The following is a 20429-nucleotide window of genomic DNA, read 5'->3' as shown; positions in this document are numbered from 1 at the left end:
AGGAGGAGGCCGGCAGCGATGACGAGGATGGCGGCGCCGTCTTCGACAAGAGCGGCATGGGCCAGGCCGAGAGCGAGGATCCCTACGACCAGGCGGTCGCGGTCGTGCTGCGCGACAAGAAGGCCTCGACCTCCTATATCCAGCGCCGCCTGCAGATCGGCTACAACCGCGCCGCCTCGATCATGGAGCGCATGGAGAACGAGGGCATCGTCGGCCCCGCCAACCACGCCGGCAAGCGAGAGATCCTCGTCGAGGCCAGCCGCGCCAGGGAAGACGAGGATTGAGCGGACGGCAGAGAGACGGCAGGTCCTCAAATTGCCACGCTGAAGTGCAACTCATACGGTGGTTGATGCGTTTACCTGAGGCGGCGGGCCATTTCGCCCGCCTCCAGTCATTGCCCGCATCAGGCAATGACGCGAACATCCAGGCCGATATGGCCCCAGCATCGGAGCAGCTTTGCTCATGACACGCGTTTCGCCAATGCAGGCTTCGCTCGGCGCCTTTGTCGCGCTTGGGCTCGCCATTGCGTCTGGCCCGCTCGCGGCCCAGCCGCTTGATCTTCAGGCCAAACCCGCAGCGCCGGCCGCAAAGCCGGCAGCTCCCCGCGCGATCCCGCTGCCCCCCATGCGACCGCCGGGGCTTGGCCTGCCGCGGACCGCGGAGGCAACCTCCGCTCCGGTCATCACCACGGTCGCCGCCGAACAGCCCCGTCCGGCTGCCGTCCCGGTCAAGTCGACCACCAGCAAGCATTCGGCCCCGCTCACACAGCAGGAAGCTGTCGAGCGTCTCAATGCCTATTTCAATGGCTTTGCGACGTTGCAGGGAGACTTCATCCAGTTCGCCTCTGACGGCCGCCGCTTCGAAGGCAAGCTCTATATCCAGCGCCCAGGCAAGATGCGCTTCGAGTATCGGCCGCCCGTGACCATGGAAGTCATCGCCGACGGCACCTCGGTGGCGATCCGCGACAAGAAGCTCGCGACCCAAGATCTCTACTCGATCGGCCAGACGCCACTGAAGTTCCTGGTCAAGGAGCGCATGGACCTTGCCCGAGATTCGACCATCACCAAGGTCAGCACCAAGGGCGACATCCTGTCGGTCAGCGTCGAGGATCGTTCGACCCTTGGCGGTACGTCGAAGATCACCCTGAACTATGACATGGCGGCCAATGAGCTCAGGCAGTGGGTGGTCATCGATCCCCAGGGCTACGAGACATCGGTCTCGCTCTACAACCTCGATACGCAGCGGCGTCCCGATCCGAAGAATTTCGTGATCAACTACGAGCGCATGCTCTGAGCACGCGCTGAAGGGGCGGCCCTCCAAGCGATATCGAGCGCCGGGCTTGCTTGCGAGACGAGGCGGCGGCCGCAACGCCGTCAGGCTTCGGAACAGCTTGCTTTTTCCGCTGCCAAGACCCAGTTTCCGGCTCCCTTTCGATCCGGAAACACTGCGTGAATCTGACCGTTACGAGCTGGAACATCAATTCGGTGCGCCTGCGCATCGGCATGGTGACGGAATTCCTGACCACCACCGCGCCGGACGTACTGTGCCTGCAGGAGACCAAGACTCCTGACGAGCAGTTTCCCGCCAAGGCCTTCGAGAAGATCGGCTATGTCCATCAGGCCTTCATCGGCCAGAAGGGCTATAACGGCGTCGCGATCGTCTCACGCCTGCCCTTCAGCGAGAAGGACGCCATGGCGATGTGCGGACGCAATGATGCCCGCCATATGACGGTCGTACTCGACAAGGGAGCTGGCGCTGCCGCGGGCGTCGCCATCCATAATTTCTACATTCCGGCCGGAGGCGACATCCCGGATCCGAACCTGAACGACAAGTTCGCCCACAAGCTCGCCTTTCTCGACGAACTCGGCGCCTGGGGAATCGCCAAACGACCAACCGACCGGCCAAGCATCCTGCTCGGCGACCTCAATATCGCGCCCTATGAGCACGATGTCTGGAGCCATAAGCAGCTTCTCGACGTGGTCAGCCATACACCCATCGAAACCACGACGCTCGAGACGCTGCGCACCGAGCTTGGCTGGAGCGATGCCGCGCGCACGCTGCGGCCCGAACCCGAGAAGCTCTATAGCTGGTGGAGCTACCGTGCCGCCGACTGGGCTGCCTCGAACAAGGGTCGCCGGCTCGACCATATCTGGCTCTCTGACGGATTGAAGCCGACCCTGCGCGACGTCACCTTCCTGCGTGAAGCACGCGGTTGGGAGCGGCCCTCGGACCACGTTCCCGTCACGGTGACATTGGAGCTCTGATCGAGCGCTCTAGCTTCGATCGATCGCGATCAGCGCATCGCGAACCTGCGACAATTCGCCCATGAAGCCTTGCAGCCTCTCTCCGATCGCAGCCGCGATCGCCTGAGCCGATTGCGGGGATTCGCCGAGCACCCGGCGCATCACGCTGCGCGAGAGCTTCATCAGTTGCGTGGGCTCGCGCGCAACGGCCGTCACCGGCCGTTTGATCGAGGCGAATAGCGCCAGCTCCCCGATCAACCCGCCTGGACCCACCACCTCGTCGGCGGGTTGGCCGTCATCCCGGCTCATGAGCGCAATCGCACCCGAGACGACGAGATAGGCCCCATCCGAACCGTCGTTGCGGCGGAAGAGCACATCACCGGCGCGCAGGATGCGGTTCTCGGCGGCAAAGGCCACGAGCCGCAAGGCGTCATGGTCCATGAGACCCAGCAGCGGCTGTTTGGCCAGGAATGCGATGTCGTCGTTAAGCGCCATGAAATCTCAAGGATTCAGGCGATAGCCGCCCGCATCCGTCACCAATAGTCGCGCATTGGCCGGATCGGGCTCGATCTTCTGGCGCAGACGATAGATATGGGTCTCCAGCGTGTGGGTGGTGACCTGTGAATTATAGCCCCAGACCTCCTGAAGCAGGATCTCGCGGGCAATCGGCTTGCGGCCGGCACGATAGAGAAAGCGCAGGATCGCGGTCTCTTTCTCCGTGAGCTTGGTCTTCGACCCCTTCTCGCTGACAAGCAGCTTCGATCCTGGGTGAAAGGTATAGGGGCCGACCTGGAAGACGGCATCCTCGCTCGCTTCGTACTGCCGCAAATGGGCGCGGATACGCGCCAGCAGCACCGCGAACTTGAACGGCTTCACCACATAATCATTGGCGCCGGCTTCCAGTCCGAGCACGGTATCGGCGTCCGAGCCCTGCCCGGTCAGCATGATCACCGGGCTCTTGAAGCCGTTGCGGCGCATCACCTTCACCGCCTCGCGACCATCCATGTCGGGAAGCCCGACATCCATGACGGCGAGATCGACCCGTTCCGCCTGAACGGCCTTCACGCCGGCGGATGCCGTCGCAGCCGTCGAGATCCGGAACTCGTCATAAAGCGCGAGCTGCTCCGCGAGCGCGTCACGCAACGTCTGGTCGTCGTCGACCAGAAGAATATGATGGACGGCGGGCATGGCAATCATTTGAACGGTTTGCGATTCCGGCACCATGAGCCCGCTGAATCGCGACTGCAAGTCAGGTGGGGTGGAATATCCGTGAGAAAATGTGATCAGGCCGACGGTGCCGGTCCAGGTGAGGTGCGGCGAGGCCTTACCCGGTTGCGGGTCGTCCGCTCCGTGTATGATCGCCGCAAGGGATTTCTGATCGCCGGCGGCGCCTGTTTTCCCTGTGCACTTGGCCGCTCCGGCATCATTGTCGCCAAGCGGGAAGGCGATGGCGGCACTCCCCGCGCCACATTGCCGCTGCGGCGCATCTTCTATCGCGCCGACCGCTTGCCCCGCCCCCAGACCAGCTTGCCGTTGCGCAGGATCGCACCTCGCGATGCCTGGTGCGACGATAGGAGCGACCGGCGCTACAATCGACTGATCGACCGCCCGCCCGGCGAAGCCGAGGAGCGTCTTACACGCGAGGACCATCTCTACGACGTCATCGTCGAAATGGGCTGGAACGACGCCCCGGTGATTCGCGGCCGCGGAAGTGCGATTTTCTGGCACCTGGCCCGGCCTGGCTTCACTCCGACGGCGGGTTGCGTCGCTGTCGAGCGGCATGTTTTTGAGAAGCTGCTGCCGCGCCTCGCCCGGCGCTGCGTCATGGAAATCCGGTAGGATCCGCATTCAGCGCGATCAGTAGGCCTTGGGGTCGACTCGGCACTACCGCCGGGTCGACCCGCTGCCGGCGTGCAAACAGGGAGCTCCCTACGCCCTGGCCCCAAAGATCGCGCTACCGACACGAACATGGGTAGCACCGAGCTGGATCGCGGCCTCGTAGTCGGCGCTCATTCCCATCGAGAGTCCGCCAATCCCGTTGCGCAGAGCGATCTTGGCCAGCAGCGCGAAATGCGGCGAGGGCGGCTCCTCGGCTGGCGGAATGCACATCAACCCCTCGATCACTAAACCGTGATGCGTGCGGCAGAGCGCGATGAACGCGTCGGCCTCGCCCGGATTGATGCCTCCCTTCTGCGGTTCCTCGCCGGTATTCACCTGCACGAAGAGTTTCGGTGCCCGGCCGGCCCTCGCGATCTCGCGGGCAAGTTCCTTCGCCAGGCCCTCCCGGTCGAGCGTATGGATCGCATCGAACAGGGCGACCGCGTCCCGTGCCTTGTTCGACTGCAGCGGGCCGATCATGTGCAGTTCGACATCGGGAAAGCGCTCGCGCAGGCCCGGCCATTTCGCCTTGGCCTCCTGGACGTAGTTCTCGCCGAAGACGCGCTGTCCTGCTTCCAGGGCAGGAAGGATCGCCTCCTCCGGCATGGTCTTCGAAACGGCGATCAGCGTCACATCTGCTGGGCGGCGCTCGAAATCACGCGCGGCGCGTGCAATCGCCGCTTGCGTGGCGGCCAGCCGCGTAACCGTATCGTTCATCGTGAAACCCTTCCATCTCGCGCGCGACGTTGACCGCGTGCGTGCAATGGTGTCCTAGAACATGATGTGGAAAAGCCGGAACCGGTTTTCCGCCCGAATCCCGCTCTAACTGCGGAAACGGCCTTCTGTTTCCTCTGAAAGCGCCCAGCGATTTCCTAGGGAGCGGCCGGCAGGCTCCGCTTATCCAAGAATTGCCCGCGCATCATGGCCGTCGAACGTTACAATCCCAAGGAATCCGAGCCGAAATGGCGTCAGGTCTGGAATGAGCGCAAGCTCTTCGAGACACGCAATGACGATACGCGCCCGAGCTACTACGTGCTCGAGATGTTCCCCTATCCGTCGGGGCGCATCCATATGGGCCATGTTCGCAACTATGCGATGGGCGACGTCGTTGCGCGCTACAAGCGGGCCAAGGGCTTTTCCGTTCTCCACCCGATGGGCTGGGATGCGTTCGGCCTGCCGGCCGAGAACGCTGCCAAGGCCAACAAGATCCATCCGCGCGAATGGACCTACGCCAACATCGCGACGATGCGCACGCAGCTCCAGTCGATGGGGCTGTCGCTGGATTGGAGCCGCGAACTCGCTACCTGCGACCCGAGCTATTATCGCCACCAGCAGAAGATGTTCCTGGACTTCCTCAAGTCCGGGCTGGTCGATCGCAAGACCGCCAAGGTCAACTGGGATCCAGTCGACGAGACCGTGCTCGCCAATGAGCAGGTCATCGACGGCCGTGGCTGGCGCTCCGGCGCTCTCGTCGAGATTCGCGAGCTGACCCAGTGGTTCTTCAAGATCACCGATTACGGTCAGGAGCTGCATGACGCCCTGGAAGGGCTGACGCGCTGGCCGGAGAAGGTGCGGCTGATGCAGAAGAACTGGATCGGCCGCTCGGAAGGGCTGCTGATTCGTTTCGCACTCGAATCGAATGCCTTCGGCCAATCCGACTTGGAGATCTATACGACACGCCCGGACACGCTGTTCGGCGCGAAGTTCATGGCGATCGCGCCCGATCACCCGCTGGCCAAGGCCGCCGCAGCCAGGAACCCGGAACTGCAGGCCTTCATCGAGGAGTGCAAGCGCACCGGCACGGCGCAGGAAGCGATCGACAAGGCCGAGAAGCTCGGCTTCGATACCGGCCTGCGCGCGGTCCATCCCTTTGATCCATCATGGACTTTGCCGGTCTATGTCGCGAACTTCATCCTCATGGAATACGGCACCGGTGCCATTTTCGGCTGCCCGGCCCATGACCAGCGCGACCTCGACTTCGTCAACAAATACGGGCTCGGCAACACCCCGGTCGTCTGCCCCGAGGGTGTCGACCCCGAAAGCTTCGTCATCACGGACACGGCCTATGTCGAGGATGGCCGCATGATCAATTCGCGTTTCCTGGATGGCATGACCATTCCGGAAGCGAAAGAAGAGGTGGCCCGCCGGCTGGAGAGCGAGACACGCGGCAATCAGCCCGTTGGCACGCGCAAGGTGAATTTCCGTCTGCGCGATTGGGGCATCTCGCGCCAGCGCTACTGGGGCTGCCCGATCCCGATCATCCACTGTGCCGATTGCGGTACCGTGCCGGTCCCGGATGCCGACCTGCCGGTCAAGCTGCCGGATGACGTCTCCTTCGAGAAGCCCGGCAACCCGCTCGACCATCATCCGAGCTGGAAGCATGTCGCCTGCCCCAATTGCGGCAAGCCGGCCCGTCGTGAAACCGACACGATGGATACCTTCGTCGATTCCTCGTGGTATTTTGCCCGTTTCACCGATCCCTGGCGCACCGAGAGCCCGACCGATCGCAAGGTCGTCGACCGCTTCCTTCCCGTTGACCAGTATATCGGCGGCGTCGAGCATGCGATCCTGCACCTGCTCTATTCGCGCTTCTTCACCCGCGCGATGAAGGCAACCGGCCATGCCGGGTTGGACGAGCCTTTTGCTGGCCTCTTCACCCAGGGCATGGTGGTCCATGAGACCTACCGAGCCGAGGATGGAACCTGGGTCGAGCCCGGCGATGTCCGTATCGAGGCCAATGGCAGCGAGCGTCGTGGCTTCCATGTCGAGACCGGGGCGCCAATCGAGATCGGCTCCATCGAGAAGATGTCGAAGTCGAAGAAGAATGTGGTCGACCCCGACGACATCATCGCCTCCTACGGCGCCGACACCGCCCGCTGGTTCATGCTTTCGGACTCGCCACCGGATCGCGATGTGATCTGGACGGACGAAGGCGTTCAGGGCGCAGCCCGCTTCGTGCAGCGCCTATGGCGGCTGATCGGCGAGATCGCCGAGCGGACCGGCAATTCAGCGGGTGCTGCCGCGGAATTCGGTGAGGCGGCCCTCACCTTGCGCAAGGCCAGCCATCGTGCCCTGCACGCCGTCGGCGCCGATATCGAGCGCCTCGGCTTCAACCGGTGCGTCGCTCATATCTACACGCTGACAAACGCCATCGCGAAGGCGCTCGACGGAGCTGCCGAGGATCCCGCGCTTGCCAGCGATATGGCGTTTGCGCTGCACGAGGCGGCCGCCATCGTCACGCAGCTTGTCGCGCCGATGATGCCGCATCTTGCCGAGGAGTGCTGGCACGCGCTCGGCCAACCCGGCCTCGTTGGCGAAGCCTCCTGGCCGGTGGCTGACGCCGAACTGCTCCGTGACGACAGCGTCACGCTGCCGGTCCAGATCAACGGCAAGAAGCGCGCAGAGGTGACCGTGCCGGCCGATGCGGATACGGTCTCCGTCGAAGCCATCGTTCGGTCATCCCAGGCCGTCATCAAAGCCCTGGACGATCGCCCGATCCGGAAGATCATCGTGGTGCCGGGGAGAATTGTGAATGTCGTCGTCTGATTCGCACCGCTGCCGACCTGGTCGCGGTGTGCCTACCCGCCGCCTCATGCTGGCCGCCGCACTCGGCGCCGCCGCGCTTGCTGGTGGGTGCCTGCGCCCGCTCTATGCCGAGAATACCACCAGCACCGTCGGCGGCAGCGTCAAGGCGGCGCTCAGGAATATCGAGGTCCCCGAGATCAAGGGCCTGGTCGGGCATTACCTGCGGAACGAACTCGTCTTCGAACTCGACGGCGGCGGAGCCGGAGAGGCCACTGGTCCGAAGCGCCTGAAGCTCCAGGCCTCGATCCGGGAATCGATCGAAGTCGTCACCGTCGACTACGTCAGTGGCCGCGCCGACTCCGCCGTTCTCGTCGCGACAGCCACCTGGTCGCTCGTCCGGGAAGGTACAGGAGAGGTCGTATCCTCCGGCACGACCATAACGCGCGCGCCCTATGAACGCTCCCAGCAGCGTTTTTCCACGGTCCGCGCAGCACGAGATGCCCAGATTCGAGCCGGCAAGTCGCTGGCAACCCTGATCCAAGGGCAGATCGCCGCCGATCTCGTCGGCGGCTGAGCCGGACGACAGGCAATGGTCGCCATCAAGGCGCATGAGGCCGACCGGGCCCTGACCAAGCTGGACCCGGCCTGGCGCCTCATCCTGATCTATGGACCCGATTCCGGCCTTGTCTCCGAGCGGGCGACAGCGCTCGCACGCGCCAGCGTCGACGATATCAACGATGCCTTCCAGCTCATTCGCATGGATGGCGATGATGTCGCTGCCGATCCCCTCAAGCTGGTAGACGAAGCCAATACGATCGGCCTGTTCGGCGGCCGGCGTGCCATTCGCGTGTCACCGACATCGAAGCTGCTGCTCGCGGCGGTCGAGCCGCTGCTGTCGACGCCATCGCAGGACGCGATCGTCATCGTCGAAGCGGGTGATCTCCAACGCACCAATCCCCTGCGCCAGGCCTGTGAGAAGGCACGAACGGCCCTCGCCGTGCCCTGCTACGGCGATGCGGCGCGCGATCTTGGTAGTATCATCGATGAAATGGTCCGGGCTGCCGGCAAATCGATCGACCGCACCACGCGCGAACAGCTGTCCGGGCTATTGGGCGGCGATCGCCAGACATCGCGCCGCGAGATCGAAAAGCTTCTGCTCTATGTTGGCGCAGATCCAGCCGTCACCGAAGCGCATATCGAGGCGGTCGTCGGCGATACGGCACAACGCGAGCAGGCTGCGCTCGTCGATGCGGTCTTCGCCGGCCGTCTGGCCGTGCTCGATCTGGCGCTCGCGAAGCTGTCGAGCGAAGGCCTCGATTCCGGGGTGATGCTTGGCGGCTTGCTACGCCACGCCCTGACGCTGCTGAAAGCCCGTCAGAGCGTCGATGGCGGCCGCAGCGCCCGGGACGCGGTCTCCAGCATGCGGCTGCCCTTTCCCCGCATGGCGGCCGCTGAAGCGGCGTTGAACGCATGGTCCGTGCAGAAGCTCACCGAAGCGGTCGGCATCCTGGGAACCGCAACTCTTGCGGTCAGGCGCGATGGCGAACTCGCCCGTCCAACCGCTGCACGCACCCTTTGGACCCTCGCCCGGCTGGCACAGAGCGGCGGGCGCGGTTCCTAGCGAGTAAGCGCAAGGGGCCTGATCAGGCCTTCAGGCGCCGACACAGGGCATCGAGCTGATCGAGCGTCTTGTAGCCGATCTTCATGTCGCCTCCGCCGCTCGGACGGTGCTGGATCGACACTGATAGCCCGAGAACCTCCTCGAGCGCCTTTTCCAACGCGCGGGTGTCCGGATCCTTGTCGAGTTTCGGCTTGCCAGGGGAGCTCCTGCTCTCACCCCGCGCCTCTTCCTGCACCAACCGTTCGATGTCGCGGACGCTGAGGCCCTCATCGACGATCTTGCGCGCCATCAGCTCAGGATCCGCGACCGAGAGCAGCGCGCGCGCGTGGCCCGCCGAAACGGCGCCCTCAGCCACCATCCGCCGGACAGGCTCCGGCAGTTTTGAAAGGCGCAGCGTATTCGCGACATGGCTTCGGCTCTTGCCGATGACGCGGGCCAGATCGTTCTGGGTATAGCTGAATTCGGCAATCAGGCGCTCGTACCCGGCGGCCTCTTCGATCGCGTTCAGGTCGCTGCGCTGGACGTTCTCGACGATGGCGATTTCCAGCGCCTCGCGGTCGTCAGCCTCGACCTGGATGACGGGAACCTCATGCAGGCCGGCGCGCTGCGCGGCACGCCAACGCCGTTCGCCGGCGATGATCTCATAGGCGTCGGCCATGCCCTTGAGCGGGCGCACGATGATCGGCTGCAGGATCCCGCGCTCGCGCACGGAAGCCGTCAGATCCTCGAGCTCGTCATCCGCGAAACTGCGCCGCGGATTCCGCGCGCTCGGCCGCAGGAACTCGACTGGAACCCGACGCTGGCCTCTGGCACGCTCGAGCGCTCCGATCTCGTCGCCGACATCTCCAATCAGAGCGGCGAGACCCCGGCCAAGACGTGAACGTCCCTGTTCCTCGGCCATAATTCAACCTCTTGATACTAAATACGAAATGAGTTCAGGCAGCGGCGCGCAGCGCACGCTCCCGCCTGATGACTTCGGATGCCAGCCGCAAATAGGCCTGCGAGCCGGCACAGCGGAGATCGTAGAGCAGGGCGGGCTTGCCGTAGGACGGGGCTTCCGAAACCCGGACATTGCGCGGGATCACGGTCTCATAGACCTTGTCGCCCAAAAACTCGCGAACGTCGGCCATGACCTGACCGGAGAGATTGTTGCGCGGGTCGAACATGGTCAGGACCACGCCCTGAATGATCAGGCGCGGATTGAGCCCATTGCGAACCTGCTCGACCGTCTTGAGCAGCTGGCTGAGGCCCTCCAGCGCGAAGAACTCGCATTGCAGCGGCACAAGCACGGCGTCGGCTGCCGTCATCGCATTGATGGTGATCAGGCTGAGCGAAGGCGGGCAGTCGATCAGAATATAGGTCAGGTCCGCACAGCGCTGATCGTCGGAAATTTCGTCGATCGCCTTCTTGAGGCGCTGGGTGCGATCCTTGGCACTGGCGATCTCGAGCTCGACACCAAGCAGATCGAGCGTCGACGGCGCGATGAACAAACCAGGTACAGCGGTTTCCTGCAGCGCCTGACCAAGGCCGATATCGCCGCAGAGCACATCATAGGTCGAGGATTGCCGGCTCTTCCGGTCAACGCCGAGCCCGGTCGAGGCATTCCCCTGCGGATCGAGATCGACGATCAGCACCTTCTCACCGATCGCGGCGAGCGCCGTGCCGAGATTGATGGCCGTCGTCGTCTTGCCGACGCCGCCCTTCTGATTGGCGAGCACCAGCACACGTGGCCGGCGGGGGGGAAGGGTAATGGGAGTCAGATCGGTCATGTATCAGCCCGCTGCTCGGCCTCGCGAATCAACAGAATGCGAGCTGCCGGATCTGTCACGGAGACAACTGTCGAGGCCTGAATCTTCCAATATTTAGACGCTTCGGTCAATTCAGCATCTAGATATTGTCCCTTGGGAAAGAGCCCAAGTGTCCCGGTTCTCAACAACTCCTTGCACCATCCTAGCAGAATCGGGAGCGGTGCGAGCGCCCGGGCCGTCACGACGTCGACTTTTTCTGTGAACTCCCCAACGATATCCTCGATCCGCGAGGCATGAACCGTCACAGGCGCACCGGTCACCCGGGCCGCGTGGCGCAAAAAGGCGCATTTGCGCGCATTGCTCTCGACCAGATGGATTCGGCCTTGCCCCTGTTCGGCAAGACAGATCCCGATCACAAGTCCGGGAAATCCACCGCCTGAGCCGAGATCGAGCCAGGTTCTGGCGTCAGGCGCCAATGCGAAGAGCTGGAGCGAATCAGCGACGTGCCGCGTCCAGACATCCGAAAGCGTCGTCGAAGAGACCAGGTTCTTCGCATTTTGCCACTTGACCAGCTCTGCGACCAGCAGCGCGAGCCGCTCCTGTGTTTCACGTGAAACAGGAGTCAAGCGCAGAGCGCGGGCGCGGTCATCATTGTCAACAGCCACGACTCAGGCCGCCGTTTGCGTCGCGCGCTTGCGATCCCGCCGCGCATGGGCCGCCAGTAAGGTCAGTGCAGCAGGAGTCATGCCTTCGATCCGTGATGCTTGCGCGAGATTGGCCGGGCGCTGCTGCGACAGCTTCGCTCTCAATTCATTCGAGAGCCCGGAAATACCATCAAGGTCGAGATCGGCCGGAACCTCCAGAGCTTGGTCACGCTGATAGGCCCCGATCTCGGCAGCCTGTCGGTCGAGATAGACAGCATAAGTCGCATCCGCAGTAACGCGCGACGCAACGGAGGCGGGGTGGGCGTTGAGCTCCGGCCAAATCGCTGCCAGCTGCTCGAAGCTGATGTCTGGATAAGAGAGGAGTTGATAAGCGCTCCGACGCACGCCATCGCGGTTCAATTGCAGGCCGACCTGGTCGGCCTGTTGCGGTGTCAGCCGGAGGTTCTTCAATTGCACCCGCAAACCGTCGATTTCCGCGGCCTTGGCCTGAAACCGGCGTTCACGCTCACCTCCGACCAAGCCGAGCTCGATACCCAACGGGGTCAGCCGCTCGTCGGCGTTATCGACACGCAATGACAGCCGGAACTCTGCACGCGACGTGAACATCCGATATGGCTCTGTCACCCCACGCGTCACGAGGTCATCAACCAGTACGCCGATATAGGAGGTCGTCCGATCCATCGCGATCGGCTCTGCACCACCGGCACGCCGCGCCGCATTGAGGCCCGCAAAGAGCCCCTGGGCAGCCGCCTCCTCATAACCGGTCGTTCCGTTGATCTGGCCCGCGAGAAACAGACCGGCGATCGCGCGCGTTTCGAGCGAGTTCTTCAAGGCGCGCGGATCGACGAAATCATACTCGATCGCATAGCCAGGACGCAGCATGGCTGCATCTTCAAGCCCAGGAATCGTCTTCAGCAAGCCGAGCTGCACATCTTCCGGCAAGGAGGTCGAGATACCGTTGGGATAGACGGTGGGATCATCGAGCCCCTCCGGCTCCAGAAAGATCTGGTGGCCGTCGCGATCCCCGAACCGGCCGACCTTATCCTCGATCGATGGGCAGTAGCGTGGTCCTCGGCCCTCGATCTGGCCCGAAAACATCGGCGCCCGATGGAGGTTGGCGCGGATCAGTTCGTGCGAAGCCAGCGTGGTGCGGGTAATGCCGCAGGAAATCTGAGGCGTCGTGATCGCATCGGTCAGCGCGGAGAACGGCTCCGGCGGCTCGTCGCCGGCTTGCATCTCCAGTGTGGACCAGGCGATCGTGCGCCCATCCAGCCGTGGTGGCGTACCCGTCTTGAGGCGACCAAGCGGAAGCGCGTGACGCTCCAGCGTGGCCGATAGACCAAGCGACGGGGCTTCCCCAACGCGTCCTGCCGGAATTGTCTTCTCGCCGATATGGATCAATCCACGCAGAAAGGTACCAGTCGTCAGGACAACCGTTCCGCAAGCGAATCGACGCCCGTCGGACAGAATGACGCCTTGAACCGCGCCATTCACTATATCGAGGTCAAAGGCCTCACCGACCACGATCTCGAGATGCTCAAGCTCGGCGAGCAAATCCTGAACCGCACTCCGATAGAGTTTCCGGTCTGCCTGCGCGCGCGGGCCGCGAACGGCCGGGCCCTTGCGGCGGTTCAGCATCCGGAACTGGATGCCAGCACGGTCAGCTGCGCGGGCCATGATACCGTCGAGCGCATCGATCTCACGCACCAGATGGCCCTTGCCCAATCCGCCGATCGCAGGATTGCAGGACATCACACCAATCGTCTCGCGCTGATGGGTCAACAGCGCCGTGCGCGCGCCAAGACGCGCAGCAGCGGCCGCCGCCTCGGCGCCGGCATGGCCGCCACCTACGACGATGACGTCATAGCGATCTGTGGCAATGGAATGGGACATGCGCATGTCGCTAGCCAACCCCGTGCCGAGGGTCAAGATTCTTGTGATCTCTCAGCTGAAGGTTTCACGTGAAACGCCGCGCAGCGGGTTCTCTACTTTCCGATGCAGAAGCCTGCAAACAGCCGGTCCAGCACATCCTCGACGTCGATCCGCCCCACGAGCCGTTCGAGCGCGCGCACGGCGATCCTGATGTCTTCAGCCAGCAGCTCGACCTGTCCGTGCCCGGAACCCGCTGCCCGCTGCAGAGCCGCCACCGCGTCCGTAACCGCTACGCGCTGTCGCTCGCGGGTCAGCAATGCGGGCTCTGGATTGGTCAGCGCACCGAGCCGCTCCGAAACGCTCCTCAACAGCGTATCGAGTCCGACACCGCTTTGCACGGAGACCGCCAGCTCACCGGCGCCAACTTGCCCGGGCAAGTCGCACTTGGTGGCAACCATCAGATCCTGCGGTTCAACGGACGCTCGGTTCGGAGACGAATCGACTGCACGAAGTCTCAGCACCAGATCCGCCTTCTCGGCCAGAGCCGTCGCCCGGCGGACACCCTCTGCCTCGATCGGATCGACACTCTCGCGCAAACCCGCCGTATCGATCAACGTCACCGGGAAACCGGCGAGATCAAGCCGGACCTCAATCATGTCGCGGGTCGTACCAGGTTGCGGCGAGACGATCGCCACGTCGCGGCGGGCGAGGGCGTTCAGCAGACTCGACTTTCCCGCATTGGGCGGTCCCGCCAGCACGACGACAAATCCCTCACGAACGCGCTCGCCCATCCGAAACGATCCAAGGGCATCGCGCAGGCTCGTCAGCACGTCCGTGACGGACACAATGGCGTTCTCCACAAGCGCTCCGGAAACATCGCCTTCATCCGAGAAATCGATCTCGGCCTCCAACAGCGACATGGCACCGATCAACTGATCTCGCCACAGCCCGGCCGCATGACCAAGCGCTCCCTCCATCTGCCGGAGCGCCTGTCGACGCTGCCATTCCGTCTCCGAATCGATCAGGTCAGCCAGGCCCTCGACCGCTGCAAGATCCAGCTTTCCCGCCTCAAAGGCCCGCCGGGTGAATTCGCCGGCCTCCGCCAATCGAAGCCCTGGTAGCCCGGTCAATGCCGAGAGCAGGGCCGCCATCACCGCACGCGAACCATGGACATGGAACTCGGCGACATCCTCGCCGGTGAAGCTCGCTGGTCCCGGGAAGAACAGGACCAGAGCCGAATCGATCACCTCGTGGGAGACGGGGTGGCGCAGGTGTCGAAGCACCGCATGCCGCGGGTTGGGGATAACGCCCGAAATTGTTTCGAGGACGAATCGAACTTGCGGCCCGGACACCCGCAGGACAGCCACCCCGGCGCGGCCATTGGCCGACGATAGCGCCACAATCGTTGGGTAATCCTGTCCGGTCGTCATAGGCAGCACATCTTTCCGTTGCGACGCTGATCCGCCTGGGAGATCCGTCGATGAATCGTCTCGGGGCCGCCGCCAGCCCCTATCTCCTGCAGCACAAGGACAATCCCGTCCATTGGTGGGAATGGAGCGAGGAAGCCTTTGCCGAGGCAAAGTCAAGCGGTCGCCCGGTCCTGCTCTCGGTCGGCTATGCCGCCTGCCACTGGTGCCATGTCATGGCCCATGAGAGCTTTGAGGACTTGGCAACCGCGGCGCTGATGAACGCGCGCTTCGTCAACATCAAGGTCGACCGGGAGGAGCGACCCGATATCGATCAGGTCTACATGAACGCGCTGCACAGCCTGGGCGAACAGGGGGGCTGGCCGCTGACCATGTTCCTCACCGCCGACCGTCAGCCATTCTGGGGCGGCACCTATTTTCCGCCAACGGCGCGCTATGGACGGCCCTCCTTCAGCCAGGTGCTGCAGCTGATCGCGGCCGTCCACGCACAAGAGCCCGAGCGGGTCGCGCGCAATGCCGCCGCGATCAAGGCTGCACTCGAGCAGAGTGAGGCTGCAGCAAGCCCGGAAGCCCGATACAAACCTGACCTCGACCAGATCGCCAGCGAGATCGCCCAATCCTTCGATCCGCAGCATGGCGGGCTGCGCGGCGCACCAAAATTCCCCAATCCTGGCCTGATCGAGCTGCTCTGGCGTCACGGCAGCCGCACTGGGAACGCGACCACACTCCTGCCGGCGACCCGCACCCTGGAACGCATGGCGCGTGGCGGCATTCACGATCACCTCGGCGGCGGCTTCGCCCGATACTCGGTCGACGAGCGCTGGCTCGTGCCGCATTTCGAGAAGATGCTTTATGACAATGCCCAGCTACTCGGGCTCTATGCGCTCGAGGCGAAGCGCAGCGGCAATCCACTGGCGCACAGCGCGGCCCAGGGCATCGTCACCTGGCTTGAGCGGGACATGCTGCTACAGGAGGGCGCTTTCGCCTCCAGCCTCGATGCCGATTCCGAGGGGGTCGAAGGCAAATTCTATGTCTGGACTGCATCGGAGCTGGCCAGCCATCTCACGCCAGCCGACGCAGAACTCTTCGCCCGGCACTATGACGTCACCGCCCATGGCAACTGGGAAGGCGTCACAATCCTCAACCGGCTCGACACGCCCGATCCGGATCCGGCATTCGAGCAGCAATTGGCCAACATCCGGCGGGATCTCCTGGCGTTGCGCGCTCGCCGGGTTCCTCCGGCCCGCGACGACAAAATCCTGGCCGACTGGAATGGGCTGATGATCGCGGCGCTCGTGCGAGCCTCCGGTCTACTCGCGGAGCCCGCCTGGCTGGCCCTTGCTCGGCGAGCCTACCATTTCGTCGCCGAATCAATGAAGCATGGAAACGGCCTCGCTCACTCCTACCGCGCGGGCCGGTTGATCACCCCGGGCTTTGCCCTCGATCACGCGGCGATGATCGAAGCGGCCCTGGCACTCCACGACGCCACATCGGAACGGCATTTCCTTGACCACGCCCTGCGCTGGTCCGCCCATCTCTGGCGGTACTACCGCCACGTCGATACGAGTCTACTTGGTATGACTCAACGCGATAGCGCCGTTCTTCCGGTCGTACCGAGGCCGACTCACGACGACGCAGTCCAGAACGCTAATGGCGTGCATGCAGGGAACCTGCTTCGTCTGGCGGCCAAGAGCGGAGCCCCGACCGATAGGGCCCAGGCCGAACGGTTTCTCGCAGCAGCATTGGCCGCTGCCGAGCGCGCGCCGGTCGCCCATGGCTCCGTACTCAATGCTTATGATCTGGCGCGGCACGGCATCGAGATCATCCTGGCTGGACCCGAACGCGAACGTCTTCGCGCGGCTGCGCTGGCATTGCCCTACACGACGACGATGATCGTCGACTGCCCCGATCCCAGCGCGCTACCATCGGACCACCCAGCCGCTTCCATGGCGCGTCTTGCAGGCATCGGTGCCGCCTTCATCTGTTTCGCCGGGCGTTGCCTGCCTCCCGTAACGGATCCGAATCAATTGCAGGATGCCGTTTCTGCTGGCCGGTGACCCCGGATCCAAACAAGAAAGGCGGGTCGGCATGACTGCCGATCCGCCTCGCTGAAAGTATTGGATCTCCGACGCTGCAGCTTCGTGCGGCGTGGCGATTCCCGATCCGATCAGGTGTTCATCGAGTCGAAGAACTCGGAGTTCTGCTTGGTCTGCCGCAGCTTGTCGATCAGGAACTCGATCGCATCCTGCGGTCCCATTGGATTCAGGATGCGGCGCAGCACATAGGTCTTCTGCAGCACATCCTTCGGCGTGATCAGCTCTTCCTTGCGGGTGCCCGACTTCAGGATGTCGATCGCCGGGAAGATGCGCTTGTCGGCCACCTTGCGGTCAAGCACGATTTCCGAGTTACCGGTGCCCTTGAACTCTTCGAAGATGACTTCGTCCATGCGGCTGCCGGTATCGATCAGCGCAGTCGCGACGATGGTCAGCGAGCCGCCTTCCTCGATATTGCGGGCCGCGCCGAAGAAGCGCTTCGGCCGCTGCAGCGCGTTGGCATCGACACCACCGGTCAGCACCTTGCCGGAAGAGGGGACCACGGTGTTGTAGGCACGGCCGAGGCGCGTAATCGAGTCGAGCAGGATCACGACATCGCGGCCATGCTCCACCAGGCGCTTGGCCTTCTCGATGACCATCTCCGCGACCTGGACGTGGCGCGTGGCCGGCTCGTCGAAGGTCGAGGACACAACCTCACCCTTCACCGAACGCTGCATGTCGGTGACTTCCTCGGGCCGCTCGTCGATCAGCAGCACGATCAGATAGCACTCGGGATGATTGTTGGTGATCGACTGCGCGATGTTCTGCAGCAGAACCGTCTTACCGGTGCGCGGCGGCGCCACGATCAGGGCGCGCTGGCCTTTGCCGATCGGAGCGACGATGTCGATGACGCGGGGCGAGAAGTCCTTCTTGGTCGGATCCTGAACTTCCAGCCGCAGACGCTCGTCCGGATACAGCGGCGTCAGGTTGTCGAAATGGATCTTGTGCCGGATCTTCTCCGGGTCCTCAAAATTGATCGTGTTGACCTTGAGCAGCGCAAAATAGCGCTCGCCATCCTTGGGTCCACGGATCGGCCCTTCAACCGTATCACCCGTGCGCAGGCCGAACTTGCGGATCTGCGACGGCGAAACGTAGATGTCGTCGGGACCCGGCAGATAGTTCGAGTCGGAGGAGCGCAGGAAGCCGAACCCGTCCTGCAGCACCTCGACCACGCCCTCGCCGAGAATCTCGGTTTCCTTGGCGGCCAACTGCTTGAGGATGGCGAACATCAGCTCCTGCTTGCGCATCGTGCTGGCGTTCTCGACCTCCATGCCTTCGGCGAAGGCAAGAAGCTCGGTCGGCGATTTGACCTTGAGTTCGTGAAGCTTGATTTCCCGCATGGGGCACCCGGATCGTAAACGCCCCCACACGAATGGCGGAGGTCAGGGACTCAGTGGAGGGCTCGACAGGGCCTGGAAGGACCAGTGCGCAGGGGATGCGCACCATGAGCGTCTGCACCGGCAGCCAGCTCACGAACCATCGACAACAGGGAGGACGCAAAAAGTCGCGTTGCGCTTGATAGCTGGTTTCCCGTGGACTCTCAAGCCGGAAACGTCGGCGTCGCTCAGAACGGTTTGACGACGACCAGGATTACGATTCCGACCATCAGCAGTGCCGGCACTTCGTTGATGATCCGGTAATAGCGCGCCGACTTGTCGTTGCGATCTTCGGCAAAGGCCCTGACCCGTCCGACCAGGATGCCATGGATGGCGGAGAGGATGACCACGAGCAGAATCTTGCCGTGCAGCCAGCCACCCTTGAAGCCATAGATCGCCCAGGCGAGGTACAGACCCAGCACCCAGGTCACGATCATCGCCGGATTGATGATGCCCTTGAGGAGCCGGCGTTCCATGATCTTGAAGGTTTCGGACTGCACCGAGCCGGTCTGCGCCTCCGCGTGATAAACCATCAGCCTGGGCAAATAGAGCATGCCGGCCATCCAGGAGATGACCGCCATCACGTGAAAAGCCTTGATCCAGTCGATCAGCATCACTGCATCCTCATCATGACCTGACGGCCGCAATCAAGCGTTCGACATGAGCGATCGGCGTATCCGGCAGGATGCCATGCCCGAGATTGAAGACGAAGGGACCGGCGCCGAAGGAGGTACGGATCGCGTCGACCTCCCGTTCCAGCTCGGTACCACCTGCCCGGAGAAGTTGCGGGTCAAGGTGACCCTGGATCGGCGCCAGCGATTGGATCTGCGTCCGCGCAAATTCGCGATCGATGTCCGTCTCGAGCCCGACAGCATCAACCCCGGTCGCTTTGACATAGCTCGGAATCAGGCGGCCGGCCCCCCGGGGAAAGCCGATGATCTTTGCCTTGGGATGACGCGCCCGCACTCCGTCGACGATCCGCTTGGTCGGCGCAATGCACCAACGCATGAAATCATCTTCGCCAAGCGAGCCAGCCCAGCTGTCGAAAATCTGCACCGCATCGACGCCGCCATCGAGCTGAGCGTTGAGATGAGCGATGGACGCCATCACGATCCGGTCGATCAGCCGGGCGAACAGCTCCGGGTCTCGTGTGAAGAGTTCCTTCGCGGGACCCTGATCCGGCGTGCCCCGCCCAGCCACCATGTAGGTCGCGACCGTCCAAGGCGCCCCGCAGAAGCCGACGAAGGCGGTGTTGCCTGGCAGGGCAGCCTTGACCTTGCCAACCGTTTCGTAGACCGGCGCCAGCACGTCCTGGTCGATCTCCTCGTGGATCTCGCCAAGCCTCTTCGCATCGCCCACGGGCTCCAACCGCGGACCTTCGCCCTGGACGAACCAGAGCTTCTGGCCAAGCGCATGCGGCACGACGAGGATGTCGCAGAACAGGATCGCTGCATCGAAACCGAAACGGCGGATTGGCTGAAGGGTCACTTCGGTAGCAAAGGCGGGATTGTAGCAGAGCTCGAGAAAGCCACCTGCCTTGGCCCGGACCTCGCGGTACTCCGGCAGATAGCGTCCGGCCTGGCGCATCAGCCAGATCGGCGGCCTTGCCATCACCTCGCCCGAAAGGCTCCGCAGGAAAACCGGATCTTCGTTCGCCATGCCCACTCCGGTCAGCCGTTCAGGTCTGAATCTTAAAAGAATCTTAGAGAGATATTCTTTTGTTTTGACTCTTGGTCAGGGGCAAATAGCCCGGCCCAACTTTGTCCACAACCGGTCCACAGGGCGAGCCGATGTCGCAGGGTGGAATCGCCCGGGGGGTGGGGCGCCTTAACTGATTAGTAAGAAATCAGAATCGCGGCCGGGGCTGCCGATCGTTAAAATGATTCACGTGAAACATCCCTCCACGTGTCCCCAGGGACCAGCCTGTTGATGGAAAGAGGGAGTTATACAGTCGCGGTCCCGCGCTCCGCTCGGATGTACG

General features: G+C 63.3%; 19 protein-coding genes. 8 read left to right on the top strand and 11 right to left on the bottom strand.

Translation table 11 applies throughout. The features are described 5' to 3' along the window. From AB4118_RS23850 to xth, 3 genes are all read left to right on the top strand, one after another. A partial coding sequence (locus AB4118_RS23850) for a DNA translocase FtsK (RefSeq protein ID WP_441492054.1) occupies positions 1–284 on the top strand: 284 nt, incomplete at its 5' end. A 178-nt stretch (positions 285–462) separates the two neighbouring features. Further along, positions 463–1293, top strand: coding sequence for a LolA family protein (locus AB4118_RS23845; RefSeq protein ID WP_441492053.1), 831 nt, complete (start codon positions 463–465; stop codon positions 1291–1293). 155 nt (positions 1294–1448) lie between these two features. Next, a complete protein-coding gene (gene xth, locus AB4118_RS23840; protein ID WP_441492052.1) occupies positions 1449–2264 on the top strand; it encodes an exodeoxyribonuclease III in 816 nt (271 codons plus the stop codon). A 9-nt stretch (positions 2265–2273) separates the two neighbouring features. Here xth and AB4118_RS23835 read toward each other — a convergent pair whose 3' ends face one another. Next, a complete protein-coding gene (locus AB4118_RS23835) occupies positions 2274–2738 on the bottom strand; it encodes a cyclic nucleotide-binding domain-containing protein (RefSeq protein WP_441492051.1) in 465 nt (154 codons plus the stop codon). A 6-nt stretch (positions 2739–2744) separates the two neighbouring features. Further along, the gene (locus AB4118_RS23830) at positions 2745–3431 is read right to left on the bottom strand and encodes a response regulator transcription factor (RefSeq protein ID WP_069882335.1); all 687 of its coding nucleotides are present in this window, start codon (positions 3429–3431) and stop codon (positions 2745–2747) included. Between AB4118_RS23830 and AB4118_RS23825 the strand changes: the two genes are divergently transcribed. Next, positions 3414–4082 carry a L,D-transpeptidase family protein gene (locus tag AB4118_RS23825; protein WP_441492050.1) on the top strand — a complete coding sequence of 223 codons (669 nt, stop codon included), beginning with the start codon at positions 3414–3416 and terminating at the stop codon, positions 4080–4082. The two genes, AB4118_RS23830 and AB4118_RS23825, sit on opposite strands and share 18 nt — an antisense overlap. A 90-nt stretch (positions 4083–4172) precedes the next feature. On the opposite strand, the gene AB4118_RS23820 is transcribed toward AB4118_RS23825, so the two are convergent. After that, the gene (locus AB4118_RS23820; RefSeq protein WP_441492049.1) at positions 4173–4838 is read right to left on the bottom strand and encodes a YggS family pyridoxal phosphate-dependent enzyme; all 666 of its coding nucleotides are present in this window, start codon (positions 4836–4838) and stop codon (positions 4173–4175) included. Between the two features lie 204 nt (positions 4839–5042). Between AB4118_RS23820 and leuS the strand changes: the two genes are divergently transcribed. Genes leuS through holA form a run of 3 tightly spaced genes read left to right on the top strand, consistent with a single transcriptional unit; the run spans position 5043 to position 9267 of the window. After that, positions 5043–7667: a leucine--tRNA ligase gene (leuS, locus tag AB4118_RS23815; RefSeq protein WP_441492048.1), complete on the top strand. Its 2625-nt coding sequence runs from the start codon at positions 5043–5045 to the stop codon at positions 7665–7667. Next, positions 7654–8220 carry a hypothetical protein gene (locus AB4118_RS23810; protein WP_441492047.1) on the top strand — a complete coding sequence of 189 codons (567 nt, stop codon included), beginning with the start codon at positions 7654–7656 and terminating at the stop codon, positions 8218–8220. Before leuS ends, AB4118_RS23810 begins: the two co-directional genes overlap by 14 nt. Before the next feature lie 15 nt (positions 8221–8235). Further along, entirely contained in the window at positions 8236–9267 is a 1032-nt protein-coding gene (gene holA, locus AB4118_RS23805) for a DNA polymerase III subunit delta (RefSeq protein ID WP_441492046.1), read from the top strand. A 22-nt stretch (positions 9268–9289) separates the two neighbouring features. On the opposite strand, the gene AB4118_RS23800 is transcribed toward holA, so the two are convergent. The 5 genes from AB4118_RS23800 to mnmE all read right to left on the bottom strand — a co-directional run bounded on the left by AB4118_RS23800 (position 9290) and on the right by mnmE (position 14982). Next, positions 9290–10168 (bottom strand): ParB/RepB/Spo0J family partition protein, encoded by an 879-nt coding sequence (locus AB4118_RS23800; RefSeq protein WP_441492045.1) that lies wholly within the window; start codon positions 10166–10168, stop codon positions 9290–9292. Between the two features lie 34 nt (positions 10169–10202). Further along, positions 10203–11036, bottom strand: a complete 834-nt coding sequence (locus AB4118_RS23795) for a ParA family protein (protein WP_069878593.1) — start codon at positions 11034–11036, stop codon at positions 10203–10205. After that, complete coding sequence (gene rsmG, locus AB4118_RS23790; protein WP_441492044.1) at positions 11033–11680, bottom strand: 16S rRNA (guanine(527)-N(7))-methyltransferase RsmG; 648 nt, start codon at positions 11678–11680, stop codon at positions 11033–11035. The genes AB4118_RS23795 and rsmG overlap by 4 nt, the downstream gene beginning before the upstream one ends. Positions 11681–11683: 3 nt before the next feature. Continuing rightward, on the bottom strand, positions 11684–13573 hold the full coding sequence (gene mnmG / locus AB4118_RS23785; protein ID WP_441492043.1) for a tRNA uridine-5-carboxymethylaminomethyl(34) synthesis enzyme MnmG: 1890 nt from the start codon (positions 13571–13573) through the stop codon (positions 11684–11686). 92 nt (positions 13574–13665) lie between these two features. Then, on the bottom strand, positions 13666–14982 hold the full coding sequence (mnmE, locus tag AB4118_RS23780; RefSeq protein WP_441492042.1) for a tRNA uridine-5-carboxymethylaminomethyl(34) synthesis GTPase MnmE: 1317 nt from the start codon (positions 14980–14982) through the stop codon (positions 13666–13668). Between the two features lie 50 nt (positions 14983–15032). Between mnmE and AB4118_RS23775 the strand changes: the two genes are divergently transcribed. Next, positions 15033–17036, top strand: a complete 2004-nt coding sequence (locus AB4118_RS23775) for a thioredoxin domain-containing protein (RefSeq protein ID WP_441492041.1) — start codon at positions 15033–15035, stop codon at positions 17034–17036. A 110-nt stretch (positions 17037–17146) separates the two neighbouring features. On the opposite strand, the gene rho is transcribed toward AB4118_RS23775, so the two are convergent. The 3 genes from rho to hemE form a co-directional block, all read right to left on the bottom strand. Beyond that, a complete protein-coding gene (rho, locus tag AB4118_RS23770) occupies positions 17147–18412 on the bottom strand; it encodes a transcription termination factor Rho (protein ID WP_069878589.1) in 1266 nt (421 codons plus the stop codon). 224 nt (positions 18413–18636) lie between these two features. Beyond that, positions 18637–19062, bottom strand: coding sequence for a protoporphyrinogen oxidase HemJ (gene hemJ, locus AB4118_RS23765; RefSeq protein ID WP_441492040.1), 426 nt, complete (start codon positions 19060–19062; stop codon positions 18637–18639). A 13-nt stretch (positions 19063–19075) separates the two neighbouring features. Continuing rightward, the gene (gene hemE / locus AB4118_RS23760; RefSeq protein ID WP_441492039.1) at positions 19076–20107 is read right to left on the bottom strand and encodes a uroporphyrinogen decarboxylase; all 1032 of its coding nucleotides are present in this window, start codon (positions 20105–20107) and stop codon (positions 19076–19078) included. Positions 20108–20429: the final 322 nt, after the last annotated feature.

The organism is Allobosea sp. 2RAB26, from assembly GCF_052115465.1.
Classification (GTDB): domain Bacteria; phylum Pseudomonadota; class Alphaproteobacteria; order Rhizobiales; family Beijerinckiaceae; genus Allobosea.
This window is presented reverse-complemented; position numbering and strand designations above follow the sequence as displayed.